Annotated in this window: 22 protein-coding genes; 11 read left to right on the plus strand and 11 right to left on the minus strand. The window is 61.7% G+C overall.

Annotated elements, in window-relative coordinates:
* Positions 1-3 precede the first annotated feature (3 nt).
* The 4 genes from CNX70_RS23105 to CNX70_RS23115 form a co-directional block, all read right to left on the minus strand.
* Complete coding sequence (locus CNX70_RS23105; protein WP_096237420.1) at positions 4-276, minus strand: DUF3304 domain-containing protein; 273 nt, start codon at positions 274-276, stop codon at positions 4-6.
* A complete protein-coding gene (locus CNX70_RS28630) occupies positions 213-470 on the minus strand; it encodes a DUF3304 domain-containing protein (protein ID WP_167389589.1) in 258 nt (85 codons plus the stop codon). Before CNX70_RS28630 ends, CNX70_RS23105 begins: the two co-directional genes overlap by 64 nt.
* Positions 471-1105: 635 nt before the next feature.
* Positions 1106-1615, minus strand: a complete 510-nt coding sequence (locus CNX70_RS23110) for a DUF3304 domain-containing protein (RefSeq protein WP_157751250.1) — start codon at positions 1613-1615, stop codon at positions 1106-1108.
* 68 nt (positions 1616-1683) lie between these two features.
* Positions 1684-2022 (minus strand): DUF3304 domain-containing protein, encoded by a 339-nt coding sequence (locus CNX70_RS23115; protein ID WP_167389711.1) that lies wholly within the window; start codon positions 2020-2022, stop codon positions 1684-1686.
* Between the two features lie 181 nt (positions 2023-2203).
* Between CNX70_RS23115 and CNX70_RS23120 the strand changes: the two genes are divergently transcribed.
* Complete coding sequence (locus tag CNX70_RS23120; protein ID WP_425269253.1) at positions 2204-3553, plus strand: IS4 family transposase; 1350 nt, start codon at positions 2204-2206, stop codon at positions 3551-3553.
* 120 nt (positions 3554-3673) lie between these two features.
* On the opposite strand, the gene CNX70_RS23125 is transcribed toward CNX70_RS23120, so the two are convergent.
* Both CNX70_RS23125 and CNX70_RS23130 read right to left on the minus strand, forming a co-directional pair.
* On the minus strand, positions 3674-4603 hold the full coding sequence (locus CNX70_RS23125; protein WP_096237426.1) for a DUF4123 domain-containing protein: 930 nt from the start codon (positions 4601-4603) through the stop codon (positions 3674-3676).
* Between the two features lie 13 nt (positions 4604-4616).
* Positions 4617-7451, minus strand: a complete 2835-nt coding sequence (locus CNX70_RS23130) for a type VI secretion system Vgr family protein (RefSeq protein WP_096237428.1) — start codon at positions 7449-7451, stop codon at positions 4617-4619.
* Positions 7452-7625: 174 nt separating this feature from the next.
* Between CNX70_RS23130 and tal the strand changes: the two genes are divergently transcribed.
* The 3 genes from tal to CNX70_RS23145 all read left to right on the plus strand — a co-directional run bounded on the left by tal (position 7626) and on the right by CNX70_RS23145 (position 11860).
* Positions 7626-8561, plus strand: coding sequence for a transaldolase (gene tal / locus CNX70_RS23135; protein ID WP_096237430.1), 936 nt, complete (start codon positions 7626-7628; stop codon positions 8559-8561).
* Positions 8562-8793: 232 nt separating this feature from the next.
* Positions 8794-10533, plus strand: a complete 1740-nt coding sequence (locus CNX70_RS23140; protein WP_096237432.1) for a methyl-accepting chemotaxis protein — start codon at positions 8794-8796, stop codon at positions 10531-10533.
* A 151-nt stretch (positions 10534-10684) separates the two neighbouring features.
* A complete protein-coding gene (locus CNX70_RS23145; RefSeq protein WP_096237434.1) occupies positions 10685-11860 on the plus strand; it encodes a tetratricopeptide repeat protein in 1176 nt (391 codons plus the stop codon).
* On the opposite strand, the gene hemW is transcribed toward CNX70_RS23145, so the two are convergent.
* The 3 genes from hemW to rph form a co-directional block, all read right to left on the minus strand.
* Entirely contained in the window at positions 11857-13131 is a 1275-nt protein-coding gene (hemW, locus tag CNX70_RS23150; protein WP_096237436.1) for a radical SAM family heme chaperone HemW, read from the minus strand. The genes CNX70_RS23145 and hemW overlap by 4 nt on opposite strands.
* Entirely contained in the window at positions 13128-13712 is a 585-nt protein-coding gene (gene rdgB / locus CNX70_RS23155) for an RdgB/HAM1 family non-canonical purine NTP pyrophosphatase (RefSeq protein WP_096237438.1), read from the minus strand. The genes hemW and rdgB overlap by 4 nt, the downstream gene beginning before the upstream one ends.
* 138 nt (positions 13713-13850) lie before the next feature.
* Positions 13851-14579, minus strand: a complete 729-nt coding sequence (gene rph, locus CNX70_RS23160; RefSeq protein ID WP_096237440.1) for a ribonuclease PH — start codon at positions 14577-14579, stop codon at positions 13851-13853.
* Between the two features lie 278 nt (positions 14580-14857).
* Between rph and CNX70_RS23165 the strand changes: the two genes are divergently transcribed.
* The 4 genes from CNX70_RS23165 to CNX70_RS23180 all read left to right on the plus strand — a co-directional run bounded on the left by CNX70_RS23165 (position 14858) and on the right by CNX70_RS23180 (position 19135).
* On the plus strand, positions 14858-15748 hold the full coding sequence (locus CNX70_RS23165) for a YicC/YloC family endoribonuclease (RefSeq protein WP_096237442.1): 891 nt from the start codon (positions 14858-14860) through the stop codon (positions 15746-15748).
* A 120-nt stretch (positions 15749-15868) separates the two neighbouring features.
* On the plus strand, positions 15869-16507 hold the full coding sequence (gene gmk, locus CNX70_RS23170) for a guanylate kinase (protein ID WP_099762610.1): 639 nt from the start codon (positions 15869-15871) through the stop codon (positions 16505-16507).
* 59 nt (positions 16508-16566) lie between these two features.
* Entirely contained in the window at positions 16567-16770 is a 204-nt protein-coding gene (rpoZ, locus tag CNX70_RS23175; protein ID WP_010400723.1) for a DNA-directed RNA polymerase subunit omega, read from the plus strand.
* Positions 16771-16852: 82 nt separating this feature from the next.
* Positions 16853-19135 (plus strand): RelA/SpoT family protein, encoded by a 2283-nt coding sequence (locus CNX70_RS23180; protein WP_096237446.1) that lies wholly within the window; start codon positions 16853-16855, stop codon positions 19133-19135.
* A gap of 90 nt (positions 19136-19225) precedes the next feature.
* Here the strand turns inward: CNX70_RS23180 and CNX70_RS23185 are convergent, their stop codons facing one another.
* Together CNX70_RS23185 and greB are read right to left on the minus strand one after the other, a co-directional pair.
* Positions 19226-19867, minus strand: a complete 642-nt coding sequence (locus tag CNX70_RS23185; protein WP_096237448.1) for a transposase — start codon at positions 19865-19867, stop codon at positions 19226-19228.
* Positions 19868-19936: 69 nt separating this feature from the next.
* Entirely contained in the window at positions 19937-20503 is a 567-nt protein-coding gene (gene greB, locus CNX70_RS23190) for a transcription elongation factor GreB (RefSeq protein ID WP_096237449.1), read from the minus strand.
* A 115-nt stretch (positions 20504-20618) separates the two neighbouring features.
* Between greB and CNX70_RS23195 the strand changes: the two genes are divergently transcribed.
* Genes CNX70_RS23195 through CNX70_RS23205 form a run of 3 tightly spaced genes read left to right on the plus strand, consistent with a single transcriptional unit; the run spans position 20619 to position 23404 of the window.
* Positions 20619-21206 (plus strand): hypothetical protein, encoded by a 588-nt coding sequence (locus CNX70_RS23195; RefSeq protein ID WP_096237451.1) that lies wholly within the window; start codon positions 20619-20621, stop codon positions 21204-21206.
* A 17-nt stretch (positions 21207-21223) separates the two neighbouring features.
* On the plus strand, positions 21224-22726 hold the full coding sequence (locus CNX70_RS23200; protein WP_244198934.1) for a sensor histidine kinase: 1503 nt from the start codon (positions 21224-21226) through the stop codon (positions 22724-22726).
* Between the two features lie 30 nt (positions 22727-22756).
* Complete coding sequence (locus CNX70_RS23205; protein WP_096237453.1) at positions 22757-23404, plus strand: response regulator; 648 nt, start codon at positions 22757-22759, stop codon at positions 23402-23404.
* Positions 23405-23504 lie beyond the last annotated feature (100 nt).

Below are 23504 nucleotides of genomic sequence, written 5' to 3' on the forward strand. Positions count from 1 at the left end.
CCTCTAAGGATTAATATTTTCTGGTTTTCCATAGTGACGTATCGGATGAGCAGTGCTATATCCTGGATAAATTGAAACCACAACCCGAACTTCGTCGTTTGGAAAAAAATGGATATAAATACTTCCTGTTTCATCGTATTTTTCCACTTCCACCATTTTTTCTTTAACAATATGTTTTAATCCATCCGGCATATCCCACCGCACCAGAACCATCATTCCCGGATACCAAACTCTTGGGATGGAGGCACAACAGATTTCTGCCCCCCTGCCCCCCATCTGGCCATATCCGCGCCTCCCGCTCCATCAACCGATGCGGAGTAAATAAAATTTCCGGTATGGTTCACAATACCCACCTGCGCCGTCGCGGTGGTCCTTGGGCCAGCTTCCGCAACCTGTCTGGCCTTGAGGGCGCAGCCGTTCAGCAGCAATGCACTAAACAAGGCCGTGCCAAGATAAGTCATCCATTTCATAATTTTCCTTTTATAAAAGCTAACAATTGAAGCAACAAGGCTAGGCAGCTGATCGTGCCTGCCAGAAATCGTCGGGGAGCGTGTCGAGTTCGGACAAGTAATTTGCCCCCTGGCGTGTCCGACGCAAGATGCTGATTTACATAATCCAGTCTCACTCTCATACATTACCCGATTAATTTCATGTAAATCTGCAATAACTCCTACACAATTCGCCACCCCTCCTTTGGAAAAATTCTTCCCTTCATCCGATTCAATTAATTCACCGATTTTCCTAAATAGCGTCCCAACGCCAGGAATATAATATCGAAAACAACCAGCACCCGCTTATCAGATGAAAACCAAAAATAGACGCGCCGCATTGCTATGACTGGCATCATTGACGCCTACCACAACATTATTTATAGGTATGGTTTTTTTGATCGAGCACACCTTTCCTCACCCCACTTTTATCGTGCTCCATGTTGTTATTTTTTATCAAATAATAGTCCGACTTTCACTGGAATACTGCATATTTTTTCACCTTTACCGTCACATCCAGCCAAAGAAATTTTTGATTTCTCAAGCGTAGATGGTTTAAGAAAAGAAACAACAGGGAAGGGCGCAAGAATGAAAGTTTCACCAATCACAATAAACCTCTAAGGATTGATATTTTTTGGTTTTCCATAGTGACGTATCGGATGAGAAGTGCTATATCCTGGATAAATTGAAACCACAACTCGAACTTCGTCGTTTGGAAAAAAATGGATATAAATACTCCCTGTTTCATCGTATTTTTCCACTTCCACCATTTTTTCTTTTATAACGTCGGTATGTCCCTCAGGCATATTCCACCGCACAAGGACTTTCATTCCCGGATACCACACTCTTGGGATAGAGGCACAGCAAATTTCTGCCCCTCCCGCTCCCCACCTGGCCATATTGGCGCCTCCTGCGCCATCCACCGATGCGGAATAAATATATTTTCCCGTATGATTCACAATACCCACCTGCGCTGTCGCGGTCGACCTTGGACCTGCTTCCTCAAGCTGTCTGGCCTTGAGCGCGCAGCCGTTCAGCAGTAAGGCACCACACAAGACACCAGCAAGAAGAATAATCCGTTTCATCATTTGTCTTTTATAAAAATAATAGCTAATTGGATTGATCAAGCATCGACGGCTGAAATAAAAAAACGACAGGCAAAGGCGCGAAAGAGGAAGTTTTTTAGATGAAAAAATCAAGGAGTATTGGCAGGTTTTCCGGAATGAAGGATAGGATGATTTTTACTATCGCCGTCCACATTTGACACAACAACTCTCACCTCATCATCCTCAAAAAAATGCATATAGATGTCTCCTGGCCTATCATACTTCTCCACCTCCACCATTTTTTCTTTGATAACGTTGGTATGTCCCTCAGGCATATTCCACCGCACAAGGACTTTCATTCCCGGATACCAAACTCGCGGGATAGAGGCACAGCAAATTTCTGCCCCTCCCGCTCCCCACCTGGCCATATTGGCGCCTCCCGCGCCATCCACTGATGCGGAATAAATATATTTTCCCGTATGGTTCACAATACCCACCTGCGCCGTCGCGGTGGTCCTTGGGCCAGCTTCCGCAAGCTGTCTGGCCTTGAGGCATATCGTTATACACAAGTCGGCAGGCGTCCCACACGCAGCCCTGAAAGTCGTTAACTTTCAAGGACTTACCTGAGGGGCTTGTAAACTTTGCCGAGATCGCGTTTACTCTTTGACTTTGGGTGACGCATTGGTCAAGGTATCGAGCCGCTGGACGGAGCAAGAGTTTGCTGGACTGGACTTGGGCGATGCTCGCCTCGACAAACGAGCGAGAACACTGATGGAACGATTTACGGCAAAGCCGACGGCGAGCATTCCCGAAGCCTGCGACAGTTGGAGCGAAACCTGCGCGGCCTACCGCTTTCTCGGCAACGAGGATGTGTCTTGGGAGGCCATCCTGGCCCCGCATTGGGAGCGCACCCGCGAGCGCATGCAGGCCCATGCTGTCGTGCTGTGCATCCAGGACACGACCGAACTCGATTTCAACGGCCAGGAAGCGCAGGGGCTGGGGCCGCTGAACTATGAGGCACGGCGCGGCATGTACCTGCATCCGACCTACGCCGTCACGCCGGCGCGCGAACCGCTCGGCGTGCTCGATGCCTGGATGTGGGCGCGCGCGAAGCGTGGCAAGGACGGCGTGCGTCCCGGGCAGAAAGAAAGCGCGCGCTGGATTGAGGGTTACGAACGCGTGGCCGAGATGGCCGCGACGTTGCCTGGTACACGGCTGGTGTACGTGGCCGACCGCGAGGCCGACGTGGTGGCGTTGATGCGCCGTGCGCGCGACTTGGACACGCCGGCCGACTGGCTGGTGCGCGCCACGCACAACCGCAGTGTGGACGACGGCGAAAAGCTGTGGGAGCACACTTGCAGCGGCGCGGCACTGGGAGAAATCAGCTTCACCATGCCGGCCGGCGAAGATCAGAAGGCGCGTACTGTGCGCCAACAACTGTGGGCCCGGCAGGTCGAGATTGCCGACGGCAAAGGCGGACGCCTGGGCGTGACCTGCGTGGTGGCGCGCGAAGTGGGCGCGCCAGCCGGCAGCGAGCCGGTCGAATGGCGCTTGCTGACCAATCGGCCCATCGAGACGGTCGAGCAAGCCGTCGAATTGATCGAATGGTACCGGGCGCGCTGGGAGATCGAGATTTATTTCCATGTGATCAAAAATGGTTGCAAGGTCGAAGCGCTGCAGCTATCGGCCATCGACCGCATCGAGCGGGCGCTGGCCTTGTTCATGGTGGTCGCCTGGCGCGTCACCTATCTGATGCGGATGGGCAGGACCTGCCCCGATCTCGATGCCGCGCTGTTCTTCGATCCCGACGAGATTCGTGGCGCCCATTTGCTGACCAAGAAGAAGATGCCAGCCTCGCCGCCCACCTTGAACGAGATCGTCCGCCTGATCGCCCAAGTCGGCGGCTTCCTCGGCCGGAAAAGCGACGGAGAACCTGGCGTCAAAACCATCTGGCGCGGATTGAGTCAAGTTCACGCCGCAGCCGAAACATTACGCGCACTGCGCGATGGGCTTGGCTGACTTATGTATAACGATATGGCCTTGAGGGCGCAGCCGTTCAGCAGCAAGGCACTAAACAAGACCGTGCCGCAAAAAATAATCCATTTCATCATTTTCCTTTTATAAAATAAAGCAACAAGGCTAGGCAGCTGATCGTGCCTGCCAGAAATCGTCGGGCAGCGCGTCGAGTTCGGACAGGTAATTCGCACCCTGGCGCGTGCGCCGCAACAGGCTGGCCATCGCAGGATGCAAGGTAAAGTCATCGGCCAGCATCAAGGCCAGGGCGCTGAAATGCTGACGCTGGCCAGCCGCCTCGATGCCGCTGGCGTTTGCCACTAACAAATGACGCGCCACGCGCGCGTGGCACCCGGCCGGGGTGCCGGAATAAAATAGATCGGGCTGCACATCATGCAGATTGGCCAGGATGGCGTCGGTCTCGGCGATATCCACCAAGGCGGCAAAGGCGGCGTCGCTGAGGGGGAATTTGTCAAACTCCGCAGGGACGGGACTGGGCTGCGCCTCGCCCTGCCAACTGATCAGGGAGCCATCGCGCCGCAGCGACCACCAGCGGTAGATCGGGCTCAGCAAATGCGCAGACTGCGTTTCAGTCAAGGCTGCCAGCAAGGCCGGCAATGTGCGGCTATCGGCCCAGCGCACGGGCCATTCAACGGTATCTGGCGTAATGGCAATCAAATAGGGGCGCAGATGCTGCTCCAGCTGGTCGATATCGAGCGTGCTGGCGATGATGCTGAGCATGGGCTTGCCTGCGCACAGCGAAAACAGGCGCTGCAGCCACTCGGCCTGCTCGCTGCTTGTCGATGGCGCCGCCATTAAATGCGGTGCGGCACTCTTGAAATTTTGTAGCGAGGTGTGCGCATACAGAGACTGGCGCCGGAGCCGGCTAGGGTAGCGCCTGGTGAAAAACTCCTCATCGCAGGCGCCGTCCAGCAGCGCCAGCAGATGCAAGGGCTGGCTGCCGTTCGCCACCGCCGCCTCCGCGCGCAAGGCCTGCAGTTGCTGCACGATCAGTACTGGAACTTCTGGGTCGGGAACATCGATGGCAAAGTACATCAGGATTCCTTTTCTAGGCTGCCGTGGGTGCGACAAACGGGCTGCCGCTACGCAGTGCCGCCAGCAGGCACGCCTTGCAAACGCTGGCAGGCAGCGCCGGCAATGGATAAGCCAAGCGTGTCGGCCCGATAAAACTCTTCCTGCCGGCATGCACCGTGATCTTGCCAGGGCACTGGATGGTGATGTTGCCGCCCTCGATGGTGATATTGGCTCCGCCCGCCGTCGACAGGCGTATGCTTTTTGCCGCCGCCCAGTCGATATGCGCGTTGGCGCTGATGACGTTGATTTCCTCGCGCGCCTGCACGTTGAGCACGTCGGCCTGCGCCTGCAGGTCGATGGCCTGTTTGGCGGCGATCATCTCCAGGCCGATATTGTTCTCCCCGGCCTTGACCACGCCACCCAGCACGCCAATCGCCTGGCCCGTGTGCAAGCGCAGCTTGCCGCCGCCGGTCAGTTGCGTGTCCTGCCCGCTCATCATAGTGACGGTTTCGCCATTCGCCAGTTGCAGGTCTTGCCCCGCGACGACGCCCAGTCCGGCCCTGGCGGCAATCGCGATGATGGAGTCCTTTGTTTGGGGCAACTGGTCATGCATTCCGGAAACACTGGCCAGCATCGCCTTGAGTGGCGCCGCCTTGTCGTCGAGCTCGCTGGCATTCGGCGCGCTGGCGCCGATGTGGCTGGCGTACGTCACCGTCTGGTGCGTCTTGGCGGCCTGGCTGAAGGTGTCGCCCAGCAGCACCGCCTGTTTCAACAATGCCATGCCACCGGCGTTGTCGCCGGCCGGTTCGCGTTGCGCGGCGTCATGCCTGAGCACATAGCTGCTCACCAGCAAGCCAGCCTTGGCCCGCACCACGCCATACGCGTCGGTACGCAACTCGGCGCCGGCGCCGCGCAGGCTGCCCCGGTAATTGTCGGCCGCGTGGATCAGGTGGCCCAGGTTCAGCTCGCTGGCCGCGTGGCTGCTTTTCAGCTCGATGCGTCCCTGCTGGTCGGTATCGTCGAACAGCAGCTGGTTGTAGCCGGCCGCGCTGCCTACCTTGCCGAACTCCTTGCTGCGGATGCCCCATTGCGCCGCGCCATTACGGTGCGCCGCGCTGGCCCCTGCTGCGCCATGCCACAGCGGACTGTTGCCGCCCGCCAGATTGCCCTGGCCCGCCACGGCGTGATCGTGCGCCGGCTGGAAAACGCCAGCGTCGTTTTGATCACGCGCCATGCCGCCCGGGGTTGGTTTGGTACCGCCCTCGCCCTGGCCGTTGTACAGGGCGCCGATGATGACGGGCCGGTCGATATCGTTTTCCAGGAATTGCACCAGCACTTCCTGGCCGATGCGCGGCAGAAACTGGCTGCCCATGCCGCCACCGGCCGCGCGTTGCGCCACGCGCACCCAACAGGTCGCGCCAGTCTCTTGCTGCCAGTGAAAGCGGATGCGCACCCGGCCCAGCTTGTCGCAATAGATTTCATCGGCGCCGCTGGCCACGTCATTGCCATCGGCGCCGACGACGATGGCGCTCTGGCTGCCCAAGGCGGTCGGCGTGGCGTGCTGGCGCGCATCGTTGTCATCGTGCACCGGACGCCACGGCGTGCTTGCGGTAATCATCTCGATACAGTTGGCGTAACCGCTGCTTTGCGCCTGGGCAATCGCGGCAGCGAAATCTGGAAACCCTGCGCCCCACTCTGCCACGGTTTCTTCCAGCAATTCCGGTATCGGGCCGAACAGTTCCGCCAGTCCTTCCAGCGCTGGGGCCGGCAGGTTGTTGACGCCGATGCTGGCCACGCGCAGCACGACATACTCAGGCGCGGCACCGTCGGCTGCCTGCAACGGCCCCTGCGTCAGGGTAAAGCGCGTGCCGGCGCGCAAGGTGCGCACGGTCGAGCGCGCCTGCCACAGCTGGGCACGCGCTTCGTGGGCCTGCATCTGCAACTGCGCGTAGCGCTGCGCCTGGGCGCCATTCGCATACCAGTACTGGCCCGGTGTGTCGTAGCTTTCCAGCAGCGGCGCATTCTTGCCGCCGAGAACCATATTCGTCGGCACGCTGGCCGCGACCGCCTTCTTGGCCTTGTAATCGTAGCTGAGCACGCTACTCAGCCCGACGTGCAGGCTGCGCCGCGCGTACAGCGCTTGCACGCTGTCGCCCGGCTCGCCGACGCGCGCGCCATGGAAGCGCAAGCCGCCGCCTTGCGTGCTGCTGGCGTCCTCTGGCGTGGCGCAAGCCTGGCTGCTGTCGGCAAAGACGATCATGGTCTGACCGTCAAACCGCCAGGCCAGCCCCTCTTCGGTCAGCAGGCGGCGCACGAAATCGAAATCCGATTCGCGGTACTGGCAACAATAGCTGCGTTCGCCCGCGTCCTGCATGAACGACGCCACCTCGTCGCTCCAGCGCCACAGTGCGTGCGGCGCGTAGGCCGAAAATACCGCGTCGACGATGGCCGTCACACTCCGATCTTGCCAGACGCGGCTGTTACGCACTTGCGTCAGTAGCCACAGCCACGGCGTCATGCGCAGCCGGTAGCGCGCCAGGCCGCCATTGCTGCCCAGCATGGCGGCGGCGCTGATGTAGCCGGAAAACTGGGTGCGCGTGCCGTCGGCCAGGCTGATATGCAGGCTGGCCGGCTGGCCCAGCAGGGAAGCGAGCGGGACATAAGCACTGGTGGATAAAGCAATGATGTCGCGCGCGCCGATGGTTTGCAGTGCCTCGTCGGCGGCGAAGCCTTCCACCAGCAAGCCGCTGTCCTGGCCATCGTCACCGATGGACAATGCATACAGGCGTGTCGCGCCATTGAAGGCGGCTACCGCGCTAACGATATCTTGTGTCAAAGGATGCTCTTCATCTGGAGTGTGGCATCGCATATTGCTTATAAAAACAATGTGCAAATTAAACAAGTTCAGGCAATTATGCGCGAGTTCTCAAAAAAGCAAGATTCAATTGAACAAGTAGTGCGCGGGGAAGACAATAGTCGGTGCTTCAGGCACCGGATTCGGTACAATACCCGGGCAAGCCCATTCACTCTTTCCCGTGCAGCCATGAACCAACTCGAACAACTGAAGCAATTTACTACCGTGGTGGCCGACACCGGCGACTTCCAATCGATCCAGGCTTACACGCCGCGCGATGCGACGACAAATCCGTCGCTGATCCTGAAGGCTGTACAGAAGGATGAATACAAGCCGTTGCTGGAAAAGGCCGTGCGCGACCATCCGAATGCCTCCAACTCCGAAATCATCGACCGCCTGCTGATCGCGTTTGGCGAGGAAATCCTGCAAATCATCCCCGGCCGCGTCTCGACCGAAGTCGATGCGCGCCTGTCGTTCGACACGGATGGCACGGTGGCCAAGGGCCGCGACCTGATCGCCCTGTATTCGAACGCCGGCATTGCCCGCGAGCGCGTGCTGATCAAGATCGCCTCCACCTGGGAAGGCATCCGCGCCGCCGCCATCCTGGAAAAGGAAGGCATCCGCTGCAACATGACCCTGCTGTTCTCGCTGGCGCAGGCCATCGCCTGCGCCGAAGCGGGCGCGCAGCTGATTTCGCCGTTCGTCGGCCGCATCTACGACTGGTACAAGAAATCGACGGGCATCGACTACGTGGGCGCGGAAGACCCGGGCGTGCAATCGGTACGCCGCATCTACAATTACTACCGCAAGTTCGGCTACAAGACCGAGGTGATGGGCGCGAGCTTCCGCAACACCTCGCAAATCCTCGAACTGGCCGGCTGCGACCTGCTCACCATCAGCCCCGACCTGCTGCAAAAGCTGGCCGACAGCGATGCCCCCGTGGAGCGCAAGCTGAGCGCCGAAGCGGCGCCATCGGCCAACGTCGTGCACATGTCGCTCAACGAAGAAGCCTTCCGTTTCATGATGAATGAAGACGCGATGGCGACGGAGAAGCTGGCCGAAGGCATCCGCGCCTTCTGCGTCGATTCCGGCAAGCTGAAACAGATGATCGCGGCGCTGCGGTAAGCGCCTATACCCCCGCAAAAAGCGGCGTCCGTGCACTGCACGGCGCCGCTTTTTTTCCGTCTCGCCCTCGCCCGCCTTCGTGAAAGCGAGCGCCAGGCGGGCGATCTGCAGCACGTGCGTGGCTGCAACAGTGAGCAAAAACAAGCCATTTTTTCGTTTACCTCTTGGTCACTTATCAGTGCATACTATGTCGCACAGGCAACCTTAATCCCTCTGCGACAGGAGTCTAACCATGCACGCCCTCTCCCACCTTCGTATCGGCACCCGCCTGGCGGCAGGCTTCGCGCTGGTGCTGCTGCTGTCCGTGGTCTCCACCTCGTACGCGCTGTACAGTGCCCGCGTGAATACCGAAGCGACGCGGCAAATGATGGAAAAGCCGCTGGCCAAGGAACGCCTCGTATCGGACTGGTACGTGCTGATTTATTCGGCCATCGCGCGCACCTCGATGATCGCCAAAAGCACGGATGAAACCCTGTCGAGCGTGTTTGCCGACACCATCGCCGACAGCACGAAACAGGGCAGCGAACTGCTGAAGAAAATCGAGGCGCTGCTCGACAGCGACGAGGAAAAAAACATTTTCAAGGCGTCCATTGCCGAGCGCGTCAAGTACCAGGATGCCAAGACACTGGTGATGAATGCGCGCAAGGCCGGCAACGCGGCGCAGGCGGAAAGCGCCTACCGCGACAGCTTCGCGCCCGCCGCCGCCAAGTACCAGAACAACGTCAAGGCCCTGCTGTCGCAGCAGCGCCAGGCCATCGATGCCACGGCGCAAGCGATCGAGGCGGCCAACCGACGCAGCTTCACCCTGCTGCTGACCTTGTGCGCGCTGGTGGTGGCGCTGGGCAGCGTCTGCGCCTGGCTGATCACGCGCTCGATCACGCAGCCATTGAAGGCCGCCGTGAAGGTGGCCGAAACGGTGGCCGACGGCGACTTGCGCACGCATTTCGGCACGCCTGCCAGCGATGAAATCGGCGACTTGATGCGCGCGCTGCACGGCATGAACGAGGCACTGCGCAAGGTGGTGTCGGAAGTGCAGACGGGTACCAACGCGATCGCCACGGCCTCGGGCGAAATCGCCGCCGGCAACCAGGATCTGTCGGCGCGCACGGAGCAGCAGGCCAGTTCGCTGGAAGAGACGGCGTCGTCGATGGAAGAATTGACCAGCACCGTGAAGCAGAATGCGGACAACGCGCGCCAGGCCAACCAGATGGCGGTCGCCGCGTCCAGCGTGGCCGAACGGGGCGGCAACATCGTCAGCCAGGTGGTCGACACCATGGGCGCCATCGACACGGCGTCGACGAAAATCGTCGACATCATCGGCGTCATCGACGGCATCGCCTTCCAGACGAATATCCTGGCATTGAACGCGGCCGTCGAAGCGGCGCGTGCCGGCGAGCAGGGGCGCGGCTTTGCCGTCGTGGCCACGGAAGTACGCAGCCTGGCGCAGCGCTCGGCCGCGGCGGCGCGCGAAATCAAGACCCTGATCGGCGACTCGGTGGAACAGGTCAACAACGGCACGCGGCTGGTGCAGCAGGCCGGCAGCACCATGAGCGAAGTGGTCGACAGCGTGCGCCACGTTACCGACATCATGGCCGAGATCACCGCCGCCAGCGCCGAGCAAAGCATGGGCATCGACCAGGTCAACCAGGCCATCGCGCAGATGGACCAGGTAACGCAGCAAAATGCGGCCCTGGTGGAAGAAGCGGCGGCGGCGGCCGAGAGCATGCAGGATCAGGCGGCGCGCCTGGCGCAGGTGGCGGCCGGCTTCCAGCTCGAACACGTGACGCCGGCAGTAGCGCCGGTACGCGCCGCGCGGCCGGCCAGGACCGCCCCCGCCGCCACGCCGCGGCTGGCGACGCAGCGCCAGTCTCAGGCGACGGCCAGCAAGCCGGCCGCACCCAGGGCTGCCGGTGCTGCGGCGCGCAAAACGCCATCACACGTCGCCGGCGAGCAGGACTGGGAAGAGTTTTAAGCCCGCGGTGTCAAGCCCTGCTTCAAGCGCCGTGCAGGCGGCAAGGCGCTTGAAACTATTTGACAGCGGCGCCAGGCGCGCCGATACTGGTTTCAGGTGGGACTGGCGCGCCACCGCGACATGAGACAGCCGGCGCCTCCAGGGAGAGACCATGCGTCCCTATCTTGTTTGCACCGCTTGCGTCGTGCGCCTGCTTGCCGTCCTCCTCTGCGCCACGCTGGCCGCCTGCGCCGCCGCACCGCCCGCCAGCTTGCCGCCCATCTTCAACGATAACGATTTTGCGCCGGCCAGCGCCGTCGATACCGGCCAGGTCTTCGCCCTCAGCGACGCCATGCGCCAATATGTGCAGACGCACGTGCGGCACGCTGCGCGCAACGGCAATCCCCGCGTGGCACTGTACGAGGCGCTGTACGACAAATCCAGGCTGAAGCTCGAGTACGATGCGGCCATGACCCGCAATGCGCGCGAAACGTTTGAGGCGCGCAGCGGCAACTGCCTGTCGCTGGTGATCATGACGGCAGCGCTGGCGCATGAATTGGGCTTGCAGGTGCGCTACCAGGAGGTACTGGGCGAAGCAAGCTGGAGCCGCAGCGGCGACATGTATTTTGTCGCCGGCCACGTCAACCTGGTGCTGGGCCAGCGCCTGGGCGAGAGCCCGAATAACTACGACGCCAAGGGCATGATGGTGATCGACTTCCTGCCGTCCGGCGACGTGGCGGGCTACCGCACGCGCGAAATCAGTGAAGCGACCGTGCTGGCCATGTACCTGAACAACCGTGCCGCCGAAACCATGAGCGAAGGCCGGCTGGACCAGGCGTACTGGTGGGCCAGGGCGGCCCTCCTGCAGGATCCCTCGTTCAGCGGCGCCTACAACACCCTGGGCGTGATCCAGTTCCGCCATGGCGACCTGGCGCAAGCGCGGCGCACGCTGGCCCATGCGCTGATGCGCACGCCGGACAATACGCTGCTGCTGTCGAATCTGGCGCAAGTCCTGGAAGCGTCCGGCCTGCCCGATGCAGCGCTGCCGCTGCGCCGGCGCCTGCTGGCGCTGCAGCCGCAGCCGCCCTTCCACTACTTCAACCTGGGCAAGGCGGCCATGCAGCAAAACGATTACGTCCAGGCGATCCGCCTGTTTTCACGCGAAATCGCGCGCGACCCGTACTACCACGAATTCCACTTCTGGCTGGCGCAGGCGCATGCGCGTCTGGGCCAACTCGCGCAGGCGGACCGGCAGCTGGAACTGGCGATGGACAACAGCACCACGCGCAGCGAGCACGGGCTGTATGCGGCCAAGCTGCAGCGCCTGCGCGCCACCACCGCGCATTAATCTTCCAGGAACATCTGCTGCAGGTCATTCAGGAAGCACAATCCCCGTTCCGTCGGGCGGATGACCTGGTGGTCGCGGTACAGCAAGCCTTTCGCTTCGGCCGCATTCAGCGGCTGCTCGATGGCGTTGAGGGCCAGGCCCGTGCGCTCGGCGAACAGGTTCGGCGAGAAACCCTGCGTCAGGCGCAGGGTATTGAGCATGAATTCAAAACCCATCTCCTCGCGCGCCAGCTCGCGCTCTTCCTGCACCGGCACGCCGGCCAGTACCGCGTCCATGTAGGCGCGCGGCTGCTTGTAGCGGGCCTGGCGCAGCACACGATGCGGGAACGATATCTTCGAATGGGCGCCCGCGCCGATGCCCAGGTAGTCGCCGAATTCCCAGTAATTGCGGTTGTGTTTAGCCTGGCGGCCCGGCTGCGCATACGCCGACACTTCGTAGCGGCCATAACCGGCCTGCGCCGCACGCGCGGCCACCATGTCGGCGATGTCGGCGCTTGCGTCGTCGTCCGGCAGCACCGGCGGATACTTGGCGAACAGGGTGTTCGGTTCCAAGGTCAGGTGGTACAGCGACAAATGCGGCGGCGCGAACGACAGCGCCGTTTCCAGGTCCTGCTGCGCCTCGGCCAGGGTTTGCGTGGGCAGCGCGTACATCAGGTCGAGATTGAAATTGTCGAAATTGGCGTGCGCAATGTCCACCGCGCGGCGCGCCTCGTTGTCGTCATGGATGCGCCCCAGCGCCTGCAAATGGCGGCCATTGAAGCTCTGGATGCCGATCGACAGGCGGTTGATGCCGCTGGCCCGGTAAGACTTGAATTTTTCCGCTTCGAAGGTGCCCGGATTGGCTTCCATGGTGATTTCGCAATCGGGCTCCAGTGGCAGCAGGGTGCGCACGTCCGACATCAGCCGGTCCAGCCCCGCCGCCGACATCAGGCTGGGCGTGCCGCCACCGATGAAAATGGTGTGGATCTTGCGGCCCCAGATCAGCGGCAGCGCCATTTCCAGGTCCAGCCGCAAGGCCGCCAGGTACTCCGCTTCCGGCAAGTCACCGCGCACCTCGTGCGAATTGAAATCGCAATACGGGCATTTTTTCACGCACCACGGGAAATGGATGTACAGCGACAGCGGCGGCAGTGCCGTCAGGTTCAGCGCGCCCGGCTGCAGGTATTTCAGGGCCGCACCGGCCGCGCCGGAAATGCCTTCCTGCGGCGCGGGCGAGGCGCCGGGCCTGGCTGCCGACTTGGCAACGGCGCCCACCAGTTTGATCGGGATCATCGCAGCTTTTCCACCAGCGCGCGCAGGGCCTGGCCACGGTGCGACAGCGCGTTCTTTTCATCGGACGTCAGTTCGGCCGCGCACTTGCCCAGCGCAGGAATGAAGAAATGCGGGTCGTAGCCGAAACCGCCGGTGCCGCGCGCAATGGCGATCATTTCGCCATTCCAGCGGCCGTCGGCGATCACCGGTTGCGGGTCGTCCGCATGGCGCACGTACACCAGCACGCAGTAGTAATACGCGGACTTGTCGGCATGCGCCTCCAGGTCGGCGATCAGTTTGGCGCTGTTGGCGGCATCCGATTTCGGCTCGCCCGCATAGCGGGCCGAATACACGCCCGGCGCGCCGCCGAGCGCATTGACGCACACGCCGGAATCGTCGGCCAGCGCCGGCAAGCCCGTCAGGCGGGACGCGTGGCGCGCCTTTTGCAGGGCGTTTTCAACGAAGGTGTGAAATGGTTCGTCGCTTTCCGGCACGGCGTACTCGCCCTGGGCGTGGACGGAAAAACCGATGCTCGAGAGCAGCTCGTTGAATTCCTTGAGCTTGCCGGCGTTGTTGGAGGCGAGGATGAGGCGTTGGGTCATGTCAGTAGTCCGGTTGAAGTGCCGACATTGTAAACCCTTTGCGCTCCCCTCACCTCGCCCCGCCGCCGCGCTCAACGGCGGCGAGTGTGGGCTTTTTGCCCGGCACGGCGGGCAATGACATGTAAATCTATGTAAAGATTACATGCCGAGAGATTGCTTTTGCAGGGCGATCAGGTCGGCGATGCCGCCCTGCGCCAGGTCCAGCAAGCGGTTCATGCCGGCGCGGTCGAACGCGGCGCCTTCGGCCGTGCCCTGCACTTCGATGAAGTGGCCCGCTTCCGTCATCACCACGTTCATGTCCGTGTCGCAGCCCGAGTCTTCCACATAGTCCAGGTCCAGCACCGGCATGCCCTGGTAGACGCCCACCGAGATGGCGGCGACAAAGCTTTTCACAGGGATGGCGGTGATCGCGCCGCGCGCCTGCAACTGGGAAAACGCGTCATACGCGGCCACCATGGCGCCCGTGATCGAGGCCGTGCGCGTGCCGCCGTCGGCCTGGATGACGTCGCAATCGAGGTGCAGCGTGCGTTCGCCGAACGCCTGCAAATCAAAGGCGGCGCGCAGCGAGCGGCCGATCAGGCGCTGGATTTCCTGCGTACGGCCGGACTGCTTGCCGCGCGCCGCTTCGCGGTCCATGCGCGTGTGCGTCGAGCGCGGCAGCATGCCGTACTCGGCCGTCAACCAACCCTGGCCCTTGCCCTTCAGGAAACCCGGCACCTTGTCTTCGATGCTGGCAGTGCAGATGACCTTGGTGTCGCCACACTCGATCAGCACCGAGCCTTCGGCATGCTTGGTGTACTGGCGGGTGATGCGGATGGCGCGCAGCGCGTCGACGGCGCGGCCGCTCGGGCGGGATTCAAATGTCATGGGGTGTCCTGTGTAATTGGGGTTGCGGCCGCGATTTTACCACCGCGGCGCCATGCCACGGCGCAGGGCGGGTCCGCGCACAAGATCCCTACAATCCTGCCCCGCCAAACACAATTTTCTTTACAATGCCGTAAAACGCACACTATTCAGCAATTTTCAGGCCATCGAGCACTTCGGTCCTGTTTTGCGGCGCGGGCGGTATTGCCTGCGCTGGCTGATTAAGTGTATAAGTGACTGTATATAAGACCAAATCGGGGAATCCTTTGAGCATTTCAAGCATGACAGGCTACGCGGTTGCCACCAGCGAAGGTGCTGCAGGCACACTGACAATTGAAATCAAGAGCGTCAACTCGCGCTTTCTCGACCTGCAATTCCGCATCAACGACGATCTGCGGGCGCTGGAGCCTGACTTGCGCGCCGCCGTCATGTCCGCCATCACGCGCGGCAAAGTCGAGGTACGCCTGAGCTTTGGCCGCAAGGCCGCCACCGCCGGCACGCAGGCGCTGAACCTGCCCCTGCTGGCCGAACTGGCGCGCCTGCAAAACGAAGTGGGCCAGCATTTTGTCTCCGCCCCCGTCATGACGGTGGCCGAACTGCTGCGCTGGCCGGGCATCATCGAAGAAGCACAAGTGGGGCAAGAGTCCTTGCAGGCGGACGTGGGCGCGCTGACCAAACGCACCGTGGCGGCCTTCGTCGACAGCCGCAAGCGCGAAGGCGCGGCACTCGAAGCGGTGCTGATATCGCGCATCGAAGCGATGGAAGCCATCGTCAAGCGCATCACGCCCTTGATTCCGCAGGTGGTGGCGGCCTTCCAGCAAAAAGCCATCGAGCGCATGCAGGATGCGCTGGGCCTGGCCAGCCAGGGCTCGAATTCGGCCCTGTCGCGCCAGGACGCCATGGAGCGCATCCGCCAGGAAGTCATTTTGTACGGCATCCGCATCGACGTGTCGGAAGAACTGGCGCGCCTGTCGGCTCACCTGGGCGAAACGCGCCACATCCTCACCAAGGGCGGGCAAGTGGGCAAGCGCCTCGACTTCATGATGCAGGAACTGAATCGCGAAGCCAACACGCTGGGCGCCAAGGCTTCCGTCAAGGAACTGGCCGACGCCTCGATGGACTTGAAGCTGCTGATCGAGCAGATGCGCGAACAGGTGCAAAACCTGGAGTAACCGGCCGGCCACGCCGGCCTCTTTGGGACTGGCTCACAGCCTTGCCTCTTGGTAAAATACCGGATTGGGCGCCGCTTGCGCGAGCATTGGCGCCAACAACACGATTATTGAAAGATCCGCATGAGCCACCCTACCGCCTTCTCCGGCAGCCTGTTCGTGGTCGCCGCGCCATCAGGCGCCGGCAAATCGACACTGGTCAATGCATTGCTGGCGCAAGAGCCCGGCATTAAATTGTCGATTTCGACCACCACGCGCGCGCCCCGTCCGGGCGAGCAGCACGGCCGCGAGTACTACTTCACGACGGCGGAAGACTTTGTCGCGCGCGCAGACCAGGGCGAGTTCCTGGAATGGGCGGAAGTGCATGGCAATTACTATGGCACCTCGCGCATCATGGTGGAACAGCAAATGCTGGCTGGCACCGACATCCTGCTGGAAATCGACTGGCAGGGCGCGCGCCAGGTGCGCAAGCAATTCCCCCGCGCGGCCGGTATTTTCATCCTGCCGCCATCGATCGATGCGCTCGAAGAGCGCCTGAACAAGCGCGGCCAGGACGAGCAGCACGTGATCACGCGCCGCCTGCTGGCGGCCGGCGGCGAAATCGCACACGCTCCCGAGTTCGAGTATGTTATTATCAATGAAGAGTTTACGGTCGCTTTGTCCGAACTGAGCGCGATCGTGAGAGCGGCCCGTTGCCGGTTTGCGCAACAAGCGGCCCGCAACGCATCGCTATTCGCCCAGCTGGGCCTGCACGCAGAGTAATTCGTCTGCACGCCAGTTCACACAGCGCCACGCACCACGCATAAAATTGAGGAGTTACTATGGCCCGTATCACAATCGAAGATTGCCTGAAGCAGATCCCTAATCGTTTCCAGCTGACCCTGGCTGCAACCTACCGCGCACGTCAGTTGTTGCAAGGCCACACCCCAAAGGTGGAAGCCAAGGACAAGCCTACCGTTGTCGCACTGCGTGAAATCGCTGCCGGTAAAGTCGGCATCGAAATGCTGAAAAAAGTCCCGATGTAATTGGGAAGCCGCGTGCCGGAACAGTGCTGACCCCTGGTTCTACCGTATCCTTTATTCACACTGTAAAGCAACGCGACGTTTTATGAGTCCGACTCCAGCCGACACGACTTCTGCAGCACTGCCGCCCCTGGCCCCGCGCCAGGCGGCAAAATTACAAGGCGCTTCCGCGTCCGGCGCTGGTACGTCCACCGGGACCACCTCCGCCACACCGCCAGCACCCGCCTTGGGCGTGGCCTCCGTCAGCCACCTGGCCGACAAGCTGGCCGAATACCTGTCCCCCGCCGACCTGAAAAAAGTCAAGGAAGCCTACCGCTTCTCCGACGAAATGCACCTGGGCCAGATGCGCCGCTCGGGCGAGCCGTATATCTCGCATCCGATCGCCGTCGCCGAAATCTGCGCCGACTGGAAACTCGACGCGCAAGCCATCATGGCCGCCCTGCTGCATGACGTCATGGAAGACCAGGACGTCAAGAAGGAAGAATTGATCGAGCGCTTCGGTGCGCCCGTGGCGCACCTGGTCGACGGCCTGTCGAAGCTGGAAAAGATCGAATTCCAGAGCCAGATCGAAGCGCAGGCGGAAAACTTCCGCAAAATGCTGCTGGCCATGGCGTCCGACGTGCGCGTGATCCTGATCAAACTGGCCGACCGCCTGCACAATATGCGCACGCTCGATTTCATGACGGCGGCAAAAAAACGCCGCATCGCCAGCGAGACCATGGAAGTGTACGTGCCGATCGCGCACCGCCTCGGCCTGAACAATATTTACCACGAACTGCAGGACCTGTCTTTCTCGCACCTGTATCCGATGCGCTACCGCACCCTGGCGAAAGCCGTCAAGGCGGCGCGCGGCAACCGGCGCGAAGTGGTCAACAAGATCATGGAAGCGGTGAAAAGCACCTTGTCCATGGCCGAACTCGAAGCCGACGTCACGGGCCGCGAAAAGACCCTGTACGACATCTATAAAAAGATGCGCAGCAAGCATTTGTCGTTCTCGCAAGTGCTGGACGTGTACGGCTTCCGCGTGGTGGTGGGCAGTTTTGCCGACTGTTACGTGACCCTGGGCACCCTGCACAGCCTGTACAAGCCGATGCCGGGCAAGTTCAAGGATTACATCGCGATCCGCAAGCTGAACGGCTACCAGTCGCTGCACACGACCGTCATCGGCCCCTACGGCACCCCCGTCGAATTCCAGATCCGCACCCAGGAAATGCACCGCACGGCCGAGTCTGGCGTGGCGGCGCACTGGCTGTACAAGAGCGGCGAATCGAACCCGTCCGACCTGCAGCAGCGCACCCACGCGTGGCTGCAATCGCTGCTCGACATCCAGCAGCAGACGGGCGACTCGGCCGAATTCCTCGAACACGTCAAAGTCGACCTGTTCCCCGATTCCGTCTACGTGTTTACGCCGAAATCGAAGATCATCGCCCTGCCGCGCGGCGCCACGGCCATCGACTTCGCCTATTCGATCCATACGGGTATCGGCGACCAGACCGTGGCCGTCAAGATCAACAACGAAACCTCGCCGCTGCGCACCGAGCTGCACAATGGCGACATCGTCGAGATCATCACCGATTCCTCGTCGCGCCCCAGCCCCACCTGGCTGTCGTTCGTGCGCACCGGCAAGGCCCGTTCGGCCATCCGCCACCATTTGCGCACGATCAACCTGCCCGAATCGATCGCCCTGGGCCAGCAATTGCTGTCGCAGGCGCTGCAAAGCCTGAACATCGACGCCGATCTGCCGGCGCCGCTGGTCGAACGCCTGCTCAACGAATCGAGCGCCAATTCCATGGACGAGCTGTACGCGGACATCGGCATCGGCAAGCGCATGGCTACTCTGGTGGCGCGCCACATCTTCGGCTTGATCGGCGGCGAAGCGGCCAGCATGCCGGTGGAACACAATAGCGGCAGCGAACTCGACCCCGTTACCATCTGCGGCAGCGAAGGCGTCTCGGTGCAGCTGGCACCGTGCTGTTTGCCGATTCCGGGCGACCAGATCATCGGCCAGCTGCGCCGCGACCAGGGGCTATTAGTGCACACGAGCGACTGCTCGCAAGCCAAGCGCCAGCGCGCCAAGGAACCGGACCGCTGGATCGCCGTGCGCTGGGGAACCGAACTGAACCGCCGCTTCGACTGCCGCATCAAAGTGCTGATCAACAGCGAACGGGGCATCCTGGCTAGAGTCGCCGCCGAAATCGGCGAGTCCGACGCCAACATCATCTATGTCGGCATGGACGAAGACAAGGACAACGTCCTCGACCAGCTGCGCTTCACCGTGCAAGTGAAAGACCGCGTCCACCTGGCCGCCCTGCTGCGCAATGTGCGCAGAGTGGCCGGGGTGAACCGCATCCTGCGCGAGCGTAACTAAAAATTGTTGGCAAAGAGCTGGGGTCAGACCCGGCGGGGGAATACGTCCCAGTGGGACGTATTCCGATCGCGGAGCGACCGACCCCGGCCTTTACGCTTTGCGGGTTTGATTTTCTTGCACGAAGGCGCTACTTCCGACAACAGCATTGCCACGACTAGCGTCACGCAATGCTTGGAACGCAAGCGCATCTTCTGCCTGGAACAAAGCAGCATACGCCTGCTGTCTGTCACCCGGACGGTTGCCAAGATCAAGATAAAGCGGATGCGGCTCAATCAACGGATCGATTCGCCCTTCAGCATTGCAACGGTAGCTGGACCACTTGTAATTGCCCGGATACTGCACCATGCCGGCGCGAACCGGATTGAGCTCTATATAGCGCTGGCAAACCAGCAGATAAGTCGCATCCTGTACCACACAGGATTTGTAGCGCCCATCCCACAAGGGGCCGGTACGATGGCGGCGCCAGTTGATGTAATGCGCATATGCCTGCCCCAACGACTTCATCAACTGAGAAACGGCCTCGACTTTCGCCGCAGACAGCAGCAGATGCACATGATTGGTCATCAGGACATAGGCATGCAACTGGACCTTGTGCGCCAGACAGTGGCACTGTAACTGCTGCAGATACCAGAGATAATCGCCTGCCTCGAAAAAGCAGATCCGCCTGTCAGCCCCACGCTGCACCACATGCAAGGGCATGCCAGGCATAAACAAACGCTGGACGCGTGCCATGGCTGCTCTCCCGTAAAGAAAAGTCCCAGCGTGACAGGCTTATCAAGACGCACCCTGCGTCACCGCAAACTACCCCTCCCCCGGCGCCGGATACGTCACTTCCAGCAGCTCCAGCTCTTGCTCGCCCTGCGGCGTGTTGAGGGTGATGAGGTCGCCCTCGCGCGCCTTGGTGATGGTGCGCGCCATCGGCGAGACCCAGCTGATCTTGCCGTTCAGGGGATCGAATTCATCGATGCCGACGATGGTGATGGTGTGCGTTGCGCCGTCGCTGGTGCGATACGTTACCGTGGCGCCGAAAAATACCTGGTCGTTGCCATGGTGCACGCTGGGGTCGACGATGGCGGCCAGGTCCATGCGTTTGGTGAGAAAGCGGATGCGGCGGTCGATTTCGCGCAGCCGGCGCTTGCCATAGATATAGTCGCCATTTTCCGAGCGGTCGCCATTCGACGCCGCCCAATGCACGATGCGCACCACTTCCGGACGGTCGACGTCGATCAGCTGCAGCAGCTCTTCCTTGATGCGCTGGTAGCCGGCCGGCGTGATGTAGTTCTTGGCGCCGGCGGGAATGGCCAGCGCCAGCGCGGCCGCTTCTTCATCGTCGTCGTTGTCGGATTCTTTTACAAAGGCTTTATTCATCCGTCTATTGTAGCCCCGCCAGGGAGCCGCAGGCACACCGGATGCGGGGGCAGCCGGGCTTTTTTGACGTATCATCGTGGCAATCGCGGCAAACCTGCGCCGCACACGGAGACGGATGAAAAAATTTTACAGAGTCAGGCGCTGGCTGTTCGCGCCGCTGGTCTACCTGGCCGCCATCTGCCTGCTGATCGAGGAATGGCTGTGGGCGACGGGCGCGCGCATCATGCAGGTGGTGGCGCAATTTCCGCCGCTGCATGCGCTCGAAGCGTGGATCAAGCGCCTGCCGCCGTACTGGGCGCTGGCCATCTTCGTGCTGCCGGCCGTGCTGCTGTTTCCCGTCAAGCTGCTGGCCCTGCTGGCGATCGCGCGCGGCCATGCGTTTTCCGGCATCGGCGTGATCGTCATCGCCAAGCTGGGCGGCGCGGCCGCCGTCGCGCGCCTGTACAAGCTGACGCGCCCTACCCTGCTCAGTTTGCCGTGGTTTGCCCGCTGGCATGGCCGGTTCATGGAAACCAAGGACCGCTGGATCGCCCGCCTGCGCGCCACGCGTCCATGGCGCCGCGTCAGCCGCCTGTCGGCCGCGCTGGGCCGCGCCCGCCGCGCCTGGTGGCAGCGCTTGCGCAAGGGCGCGCCAGGCCGTCATCATTCCCGCCCGGCCAGAGTGCTGCGCCGCTTCGCCGCCTTTTGGCGCGCGCGCCGCTGATGAGGAAAGGCCATCCCATGCACGATACTGCCCGGCTCGCCCCCGCCCTGCGCGCTGCGGCGCGGGAAATCTACCTGTACGACGCGGTCAGCTTGCAATTGCTGGACGCCAACGATGCCGCCTGCGACAACTTGCAGTACGCGCGCAAGGAGTTGCTGGCGATGACGCCCTTCACCTTGGCGCCACAGCTCGACGCGCAGCAGCTGGCCGCCGTGCTGGCCGCCCTGGACGACAGCATCGGCGCGCAAACGCTGCTGCACGTGCAGCAGCGCCGCCGCGATGGCAGCCTGTATTCGCTCAGCCTGCACCTGTCGCGCGTCAGCCGCCAGGGCCGCGCCCTGCTGCTGGCCGAGGGCGAAGACTTGCGCACGCCACAGGCGACGGCCGCCGCCCTGGCGCAGGTGCAGTCGCGCTTCAACGCCATCGTCTCGAATACGCCGGGGCTGGTGTACCAGTTCTGCCTGCATGCGGATGGGCGCGCCGCCTTCCCCTACCTGAGCGAGGGCTGCCAGGCCTTGCTGGGCCTGGAGCCGGCACAGCTGCATGCGCGCCCGGAACTGTTCTACCAGCTGATCCTGGCCGACGACCGCGCCTCGTATCTGGAGTCGATGCAGGCCTCAAAAAACGCCTTGTGGAGCTGGAACTGGGAAGGCCGCATCTGGATCGATGCCTGGAAGGATGTCAAATGGATCAACTTGCGCTCCACGCCGCGCGCGCTGGCCGACGGCACGGTGCAGTGGGAAGGCATCATGACGAATATCACGGAAAGCCGGCTGGAACAGATTGAAGTGCGCCAGTCGCGCGCCCGCCTGGCCGAGCTGACTGCGCATATCGACAAGGTCAAGGAACACGAACGCACGCGCCTGGCGCGCGAACTGCACGATGACCTGGGCGGCAATTTGACGGCGATCAAGATGGCGCTGGCCATGCTGGCGCGCCGCCTGCCGCCGGACGACCCGCTGCTGCAGGAAAAAGCCGACTATGTCGATGCCCTGGTCGACCGCAGCATCGACGCCGTACACCGTATTTCGCTGGACTTGCGCCCCTCCATGCTGGACCTGGGCCTGGTTGCCGCGCTGGACTGGCAGGTGAAGGAATTCGCGCGCCAGGCCGGCATCGAATGCCAGTTCATGTCGAACCGCCAGCATATCGAACTGGAACTGGACCAGGCGACCAGCCTGTTCCGCATCGCCCAGGAGGCACTGACGAATATTGCCAAGCATGCGCAGGCCAGCAAGGTCAGCGTGCGCCTGGCCCGGCAGCGCCAGCATCTGAGCCTGTCGATCGCCGACAATGGCGTCGGCATGCGCCTGTCCGACCGCGCCAAGCCACAGTCGTTCGGCATTCGCGGCATGGCCGAACGCGCCAGCGCGCTGGGCGGCACCCTGAGCCTGGTGGACGGGCCCGATGGCGGCACCCTCCTGAGCATAAAAATCCGGCTCACCACGCCGCGAGAGGCGATAATAGCGGCTGCAGCCAGTGCGCCCGCGCACAGCGGGCCGCCGCCAGACGCGGCCTAGTGGGTGAATTAGATAGGAAACAACGCAGTCATGAAAGAAAAAGCCACCATCCGGGTATTCATCGCCGACGATCATGCGATCGTGCGCGAGGGCTTGAAGCAAATCCTCGCCGACACGAAGGACATCATCGTGGCCGGCGAGGCTGAAAATGGCCACGACGCCATCAAACTGTTCCGTGGCTCGAAATGCCAGGTATTGCTGCTCGACATCTCCCTGCCCGACCGCAGCGGCATCGAGGTGCTCAAGCAGATCAAGAAGGAAAAGCCGGAACTGGCCGTGCTGATGCTCTCCATGCACCGCGAGGACCAGTACGCCATCCGTTCGCTCAAGGCGGGCGCGGCCGGCTACCTGACGAAACAGAGTGCGCCGCGCGAGCTGGTCACGGCCATCCGCCAGGTGGCGCAAGGCTTGAAATACATCAGTGCCTCGCTGGCGCAGGAACTGGCCAACACGGTGGGCGAAGACCACGAGACGGCCTTGCACGACGCCCTGTCGGACCGCGAATACCAGACCCTGGTCATGATCGCCTCGGGCAAGGCGGTGGGCGCCATTGCCGAAGAACTCAAATTGTCCGTGAAAACGGTCAGCGAATACCGCGCCCGCTTGCTGGTCAAAATGAAACTCAAGAACAGCGCTGAACTGACGCATTACGCCATCCGCAACCAGCTGGTGGATTGACGCCAAAGCGGCATGCCCGCTGGCATCGGACGAATTGACAGGACTTCTCCTTGCTTCTCGCACAATAAGTTCTTTGCCAACTCGCCTATCATGGGGATAA

The sequence above is a fragment of the Janthinobacterium svalbardense genome (genome assembly GCF_002327145.1).
Classification (GTDB): domain Bacteria; phylum Pseudomonadota; class Gammaproteobacteria; order Burkholderiales; family Burkholderiaceae_D; genus Janthinobacterium; species Janthinobacterium tructae.

Excerpts from the sequence above, each read along its gene's own strand:
- greB (WP_096237449.1), bottom strand. The coding sequence starts at position 20,503 with ATGAATAAAGCCTTTGTAAAAGAATCCGACAACGACGACGATGAAGAA.
- CNX70_RS23125 (WP_096237426.1), bottom strand. The coding sequence starts at position 4,603 with ATGTACTTTGCCATCGATGTTCCCGACCCAGAAGTTCCAGTACTGATC.
- CNX70_RS23105 (WP_096237420.1), bottom strand. The coding sequence starts at position 276 with ATGGGGGGCAGGGGGGCAGAAATCTGTTGTGCCTCCATCCCAAGAGTT.
- CNX70_RS23145 (WP_096237434.1), top strand. The coding sequence starts at position 10,685 with ATGCGTCCCTATCTTGTTTGCACCGCTTGCGTCGTGCGCCTGCTTGCC.
- CNX70_RS23185 (WP_096237448.1), bottom strand. The coding sequence starts at position 19,867 with ATGGCACGCGTCCAGCGTTTGTTTATGCCTGGCATGCCCTTGCATGTG.
- CNX70_RS23140 (WP_096237432.1), top strand. The coding sequence starts at position 8,794 with ATGCACGCCCTCTCCCACCTTCGTATCGGCACCCGCCTGGCGGCAGGC.
- CNX70_RS28630 (WP_167389589.1), bottom strand. The coding sequence starts at position 470 with ATGAAATGGATGACTTATCTTGGCACGGCCTTGTTTAGTGCATTGCTG.
- rpoZ (WP_010400723.1), top strand. The coding sequence starts at position 16,567 with ATGGCCCGTATCACAATCGAAGATTGCCTGAAGCAGATCCCTAATCGT.
- CNX70_RS23200 (WP_244198934.1), top strand. The coding sequence starts at position 21,224 with ATGCACGATACTGCCCGGCTCGCCCCCGCCCTGCGCGCTGCGGCGCGG.
- gmk (WP_099762610.1), top strand. The coding sequence starts at position 15,869 with ATGAGCCACCCTACCGCCTTCTCCGGCAGCCTGTTCGTGGTCGCCGCG.
- CNX70_RS23180 (WP_096237446.1), top strand. The coding sequence starts at position 16,853 with ATGAGTCCGACTCCAGCCGACACGACTTCTGCAGCACTGCCGCCCCTG.
- CNX70_RS23195 (WP_096237451.1), top strand. The coding sequence starts at position 20,619 with ATGAAAAAATTTTACAGAGTCAGGCGCTGGCTGTTCGCGCCGCTGGTC.
- CNX70_RS23165 (WP_096237442.1), top strand. The coding sequence starts at position 14,858 with ATGACAGGCTACGCGGTTGCCACCAGCGAAGGTGCTGCAGGCACACTG.
- CNX70_RS23205 (WP_096237453.1), top strand. The coding sequence starts at position 22,757 with ATGAAAGAAAAAGCCACCATCCGGGTATTCATCGCCGACGATCATGCG.
- hemW (WP_096237436.1), bottom strand. The coding sequence starts at position 13,131 with ATGATCCCGATCAAACTGGTGGGCGCCGTTGCCAAGTCGGCAGCCAGG.
- rdgB (WP_096237438.1), bottom strand. The coding sequence starts at position 13,712 with ATGACCCAACGCCTCATCCTCGCCTCCAACAACGCCGGCAAGCTCAAG.
- CNX70_RS23130 (WP_096237428.1), bottom strand. The coding sequence starts at position 7,451 with ATGCGATGCCACACTCCAGATGAAGAGCATCCTTTGACACAAGATATC.
- tal (WP_096237430.1), top strand. The coding sequence starts at position 7,626 with ATGAACCAACTCGAACAACTGAAGCAATTTACTACCGTGGTGGCCGAC.
- rph (WP_096237440.1), bottom strand. The coding sequence starts at position 14,579 with ATGACATTTGAATCCCGCCCGAGCGGCCGCGCCGTCGACGCGCTGCGC.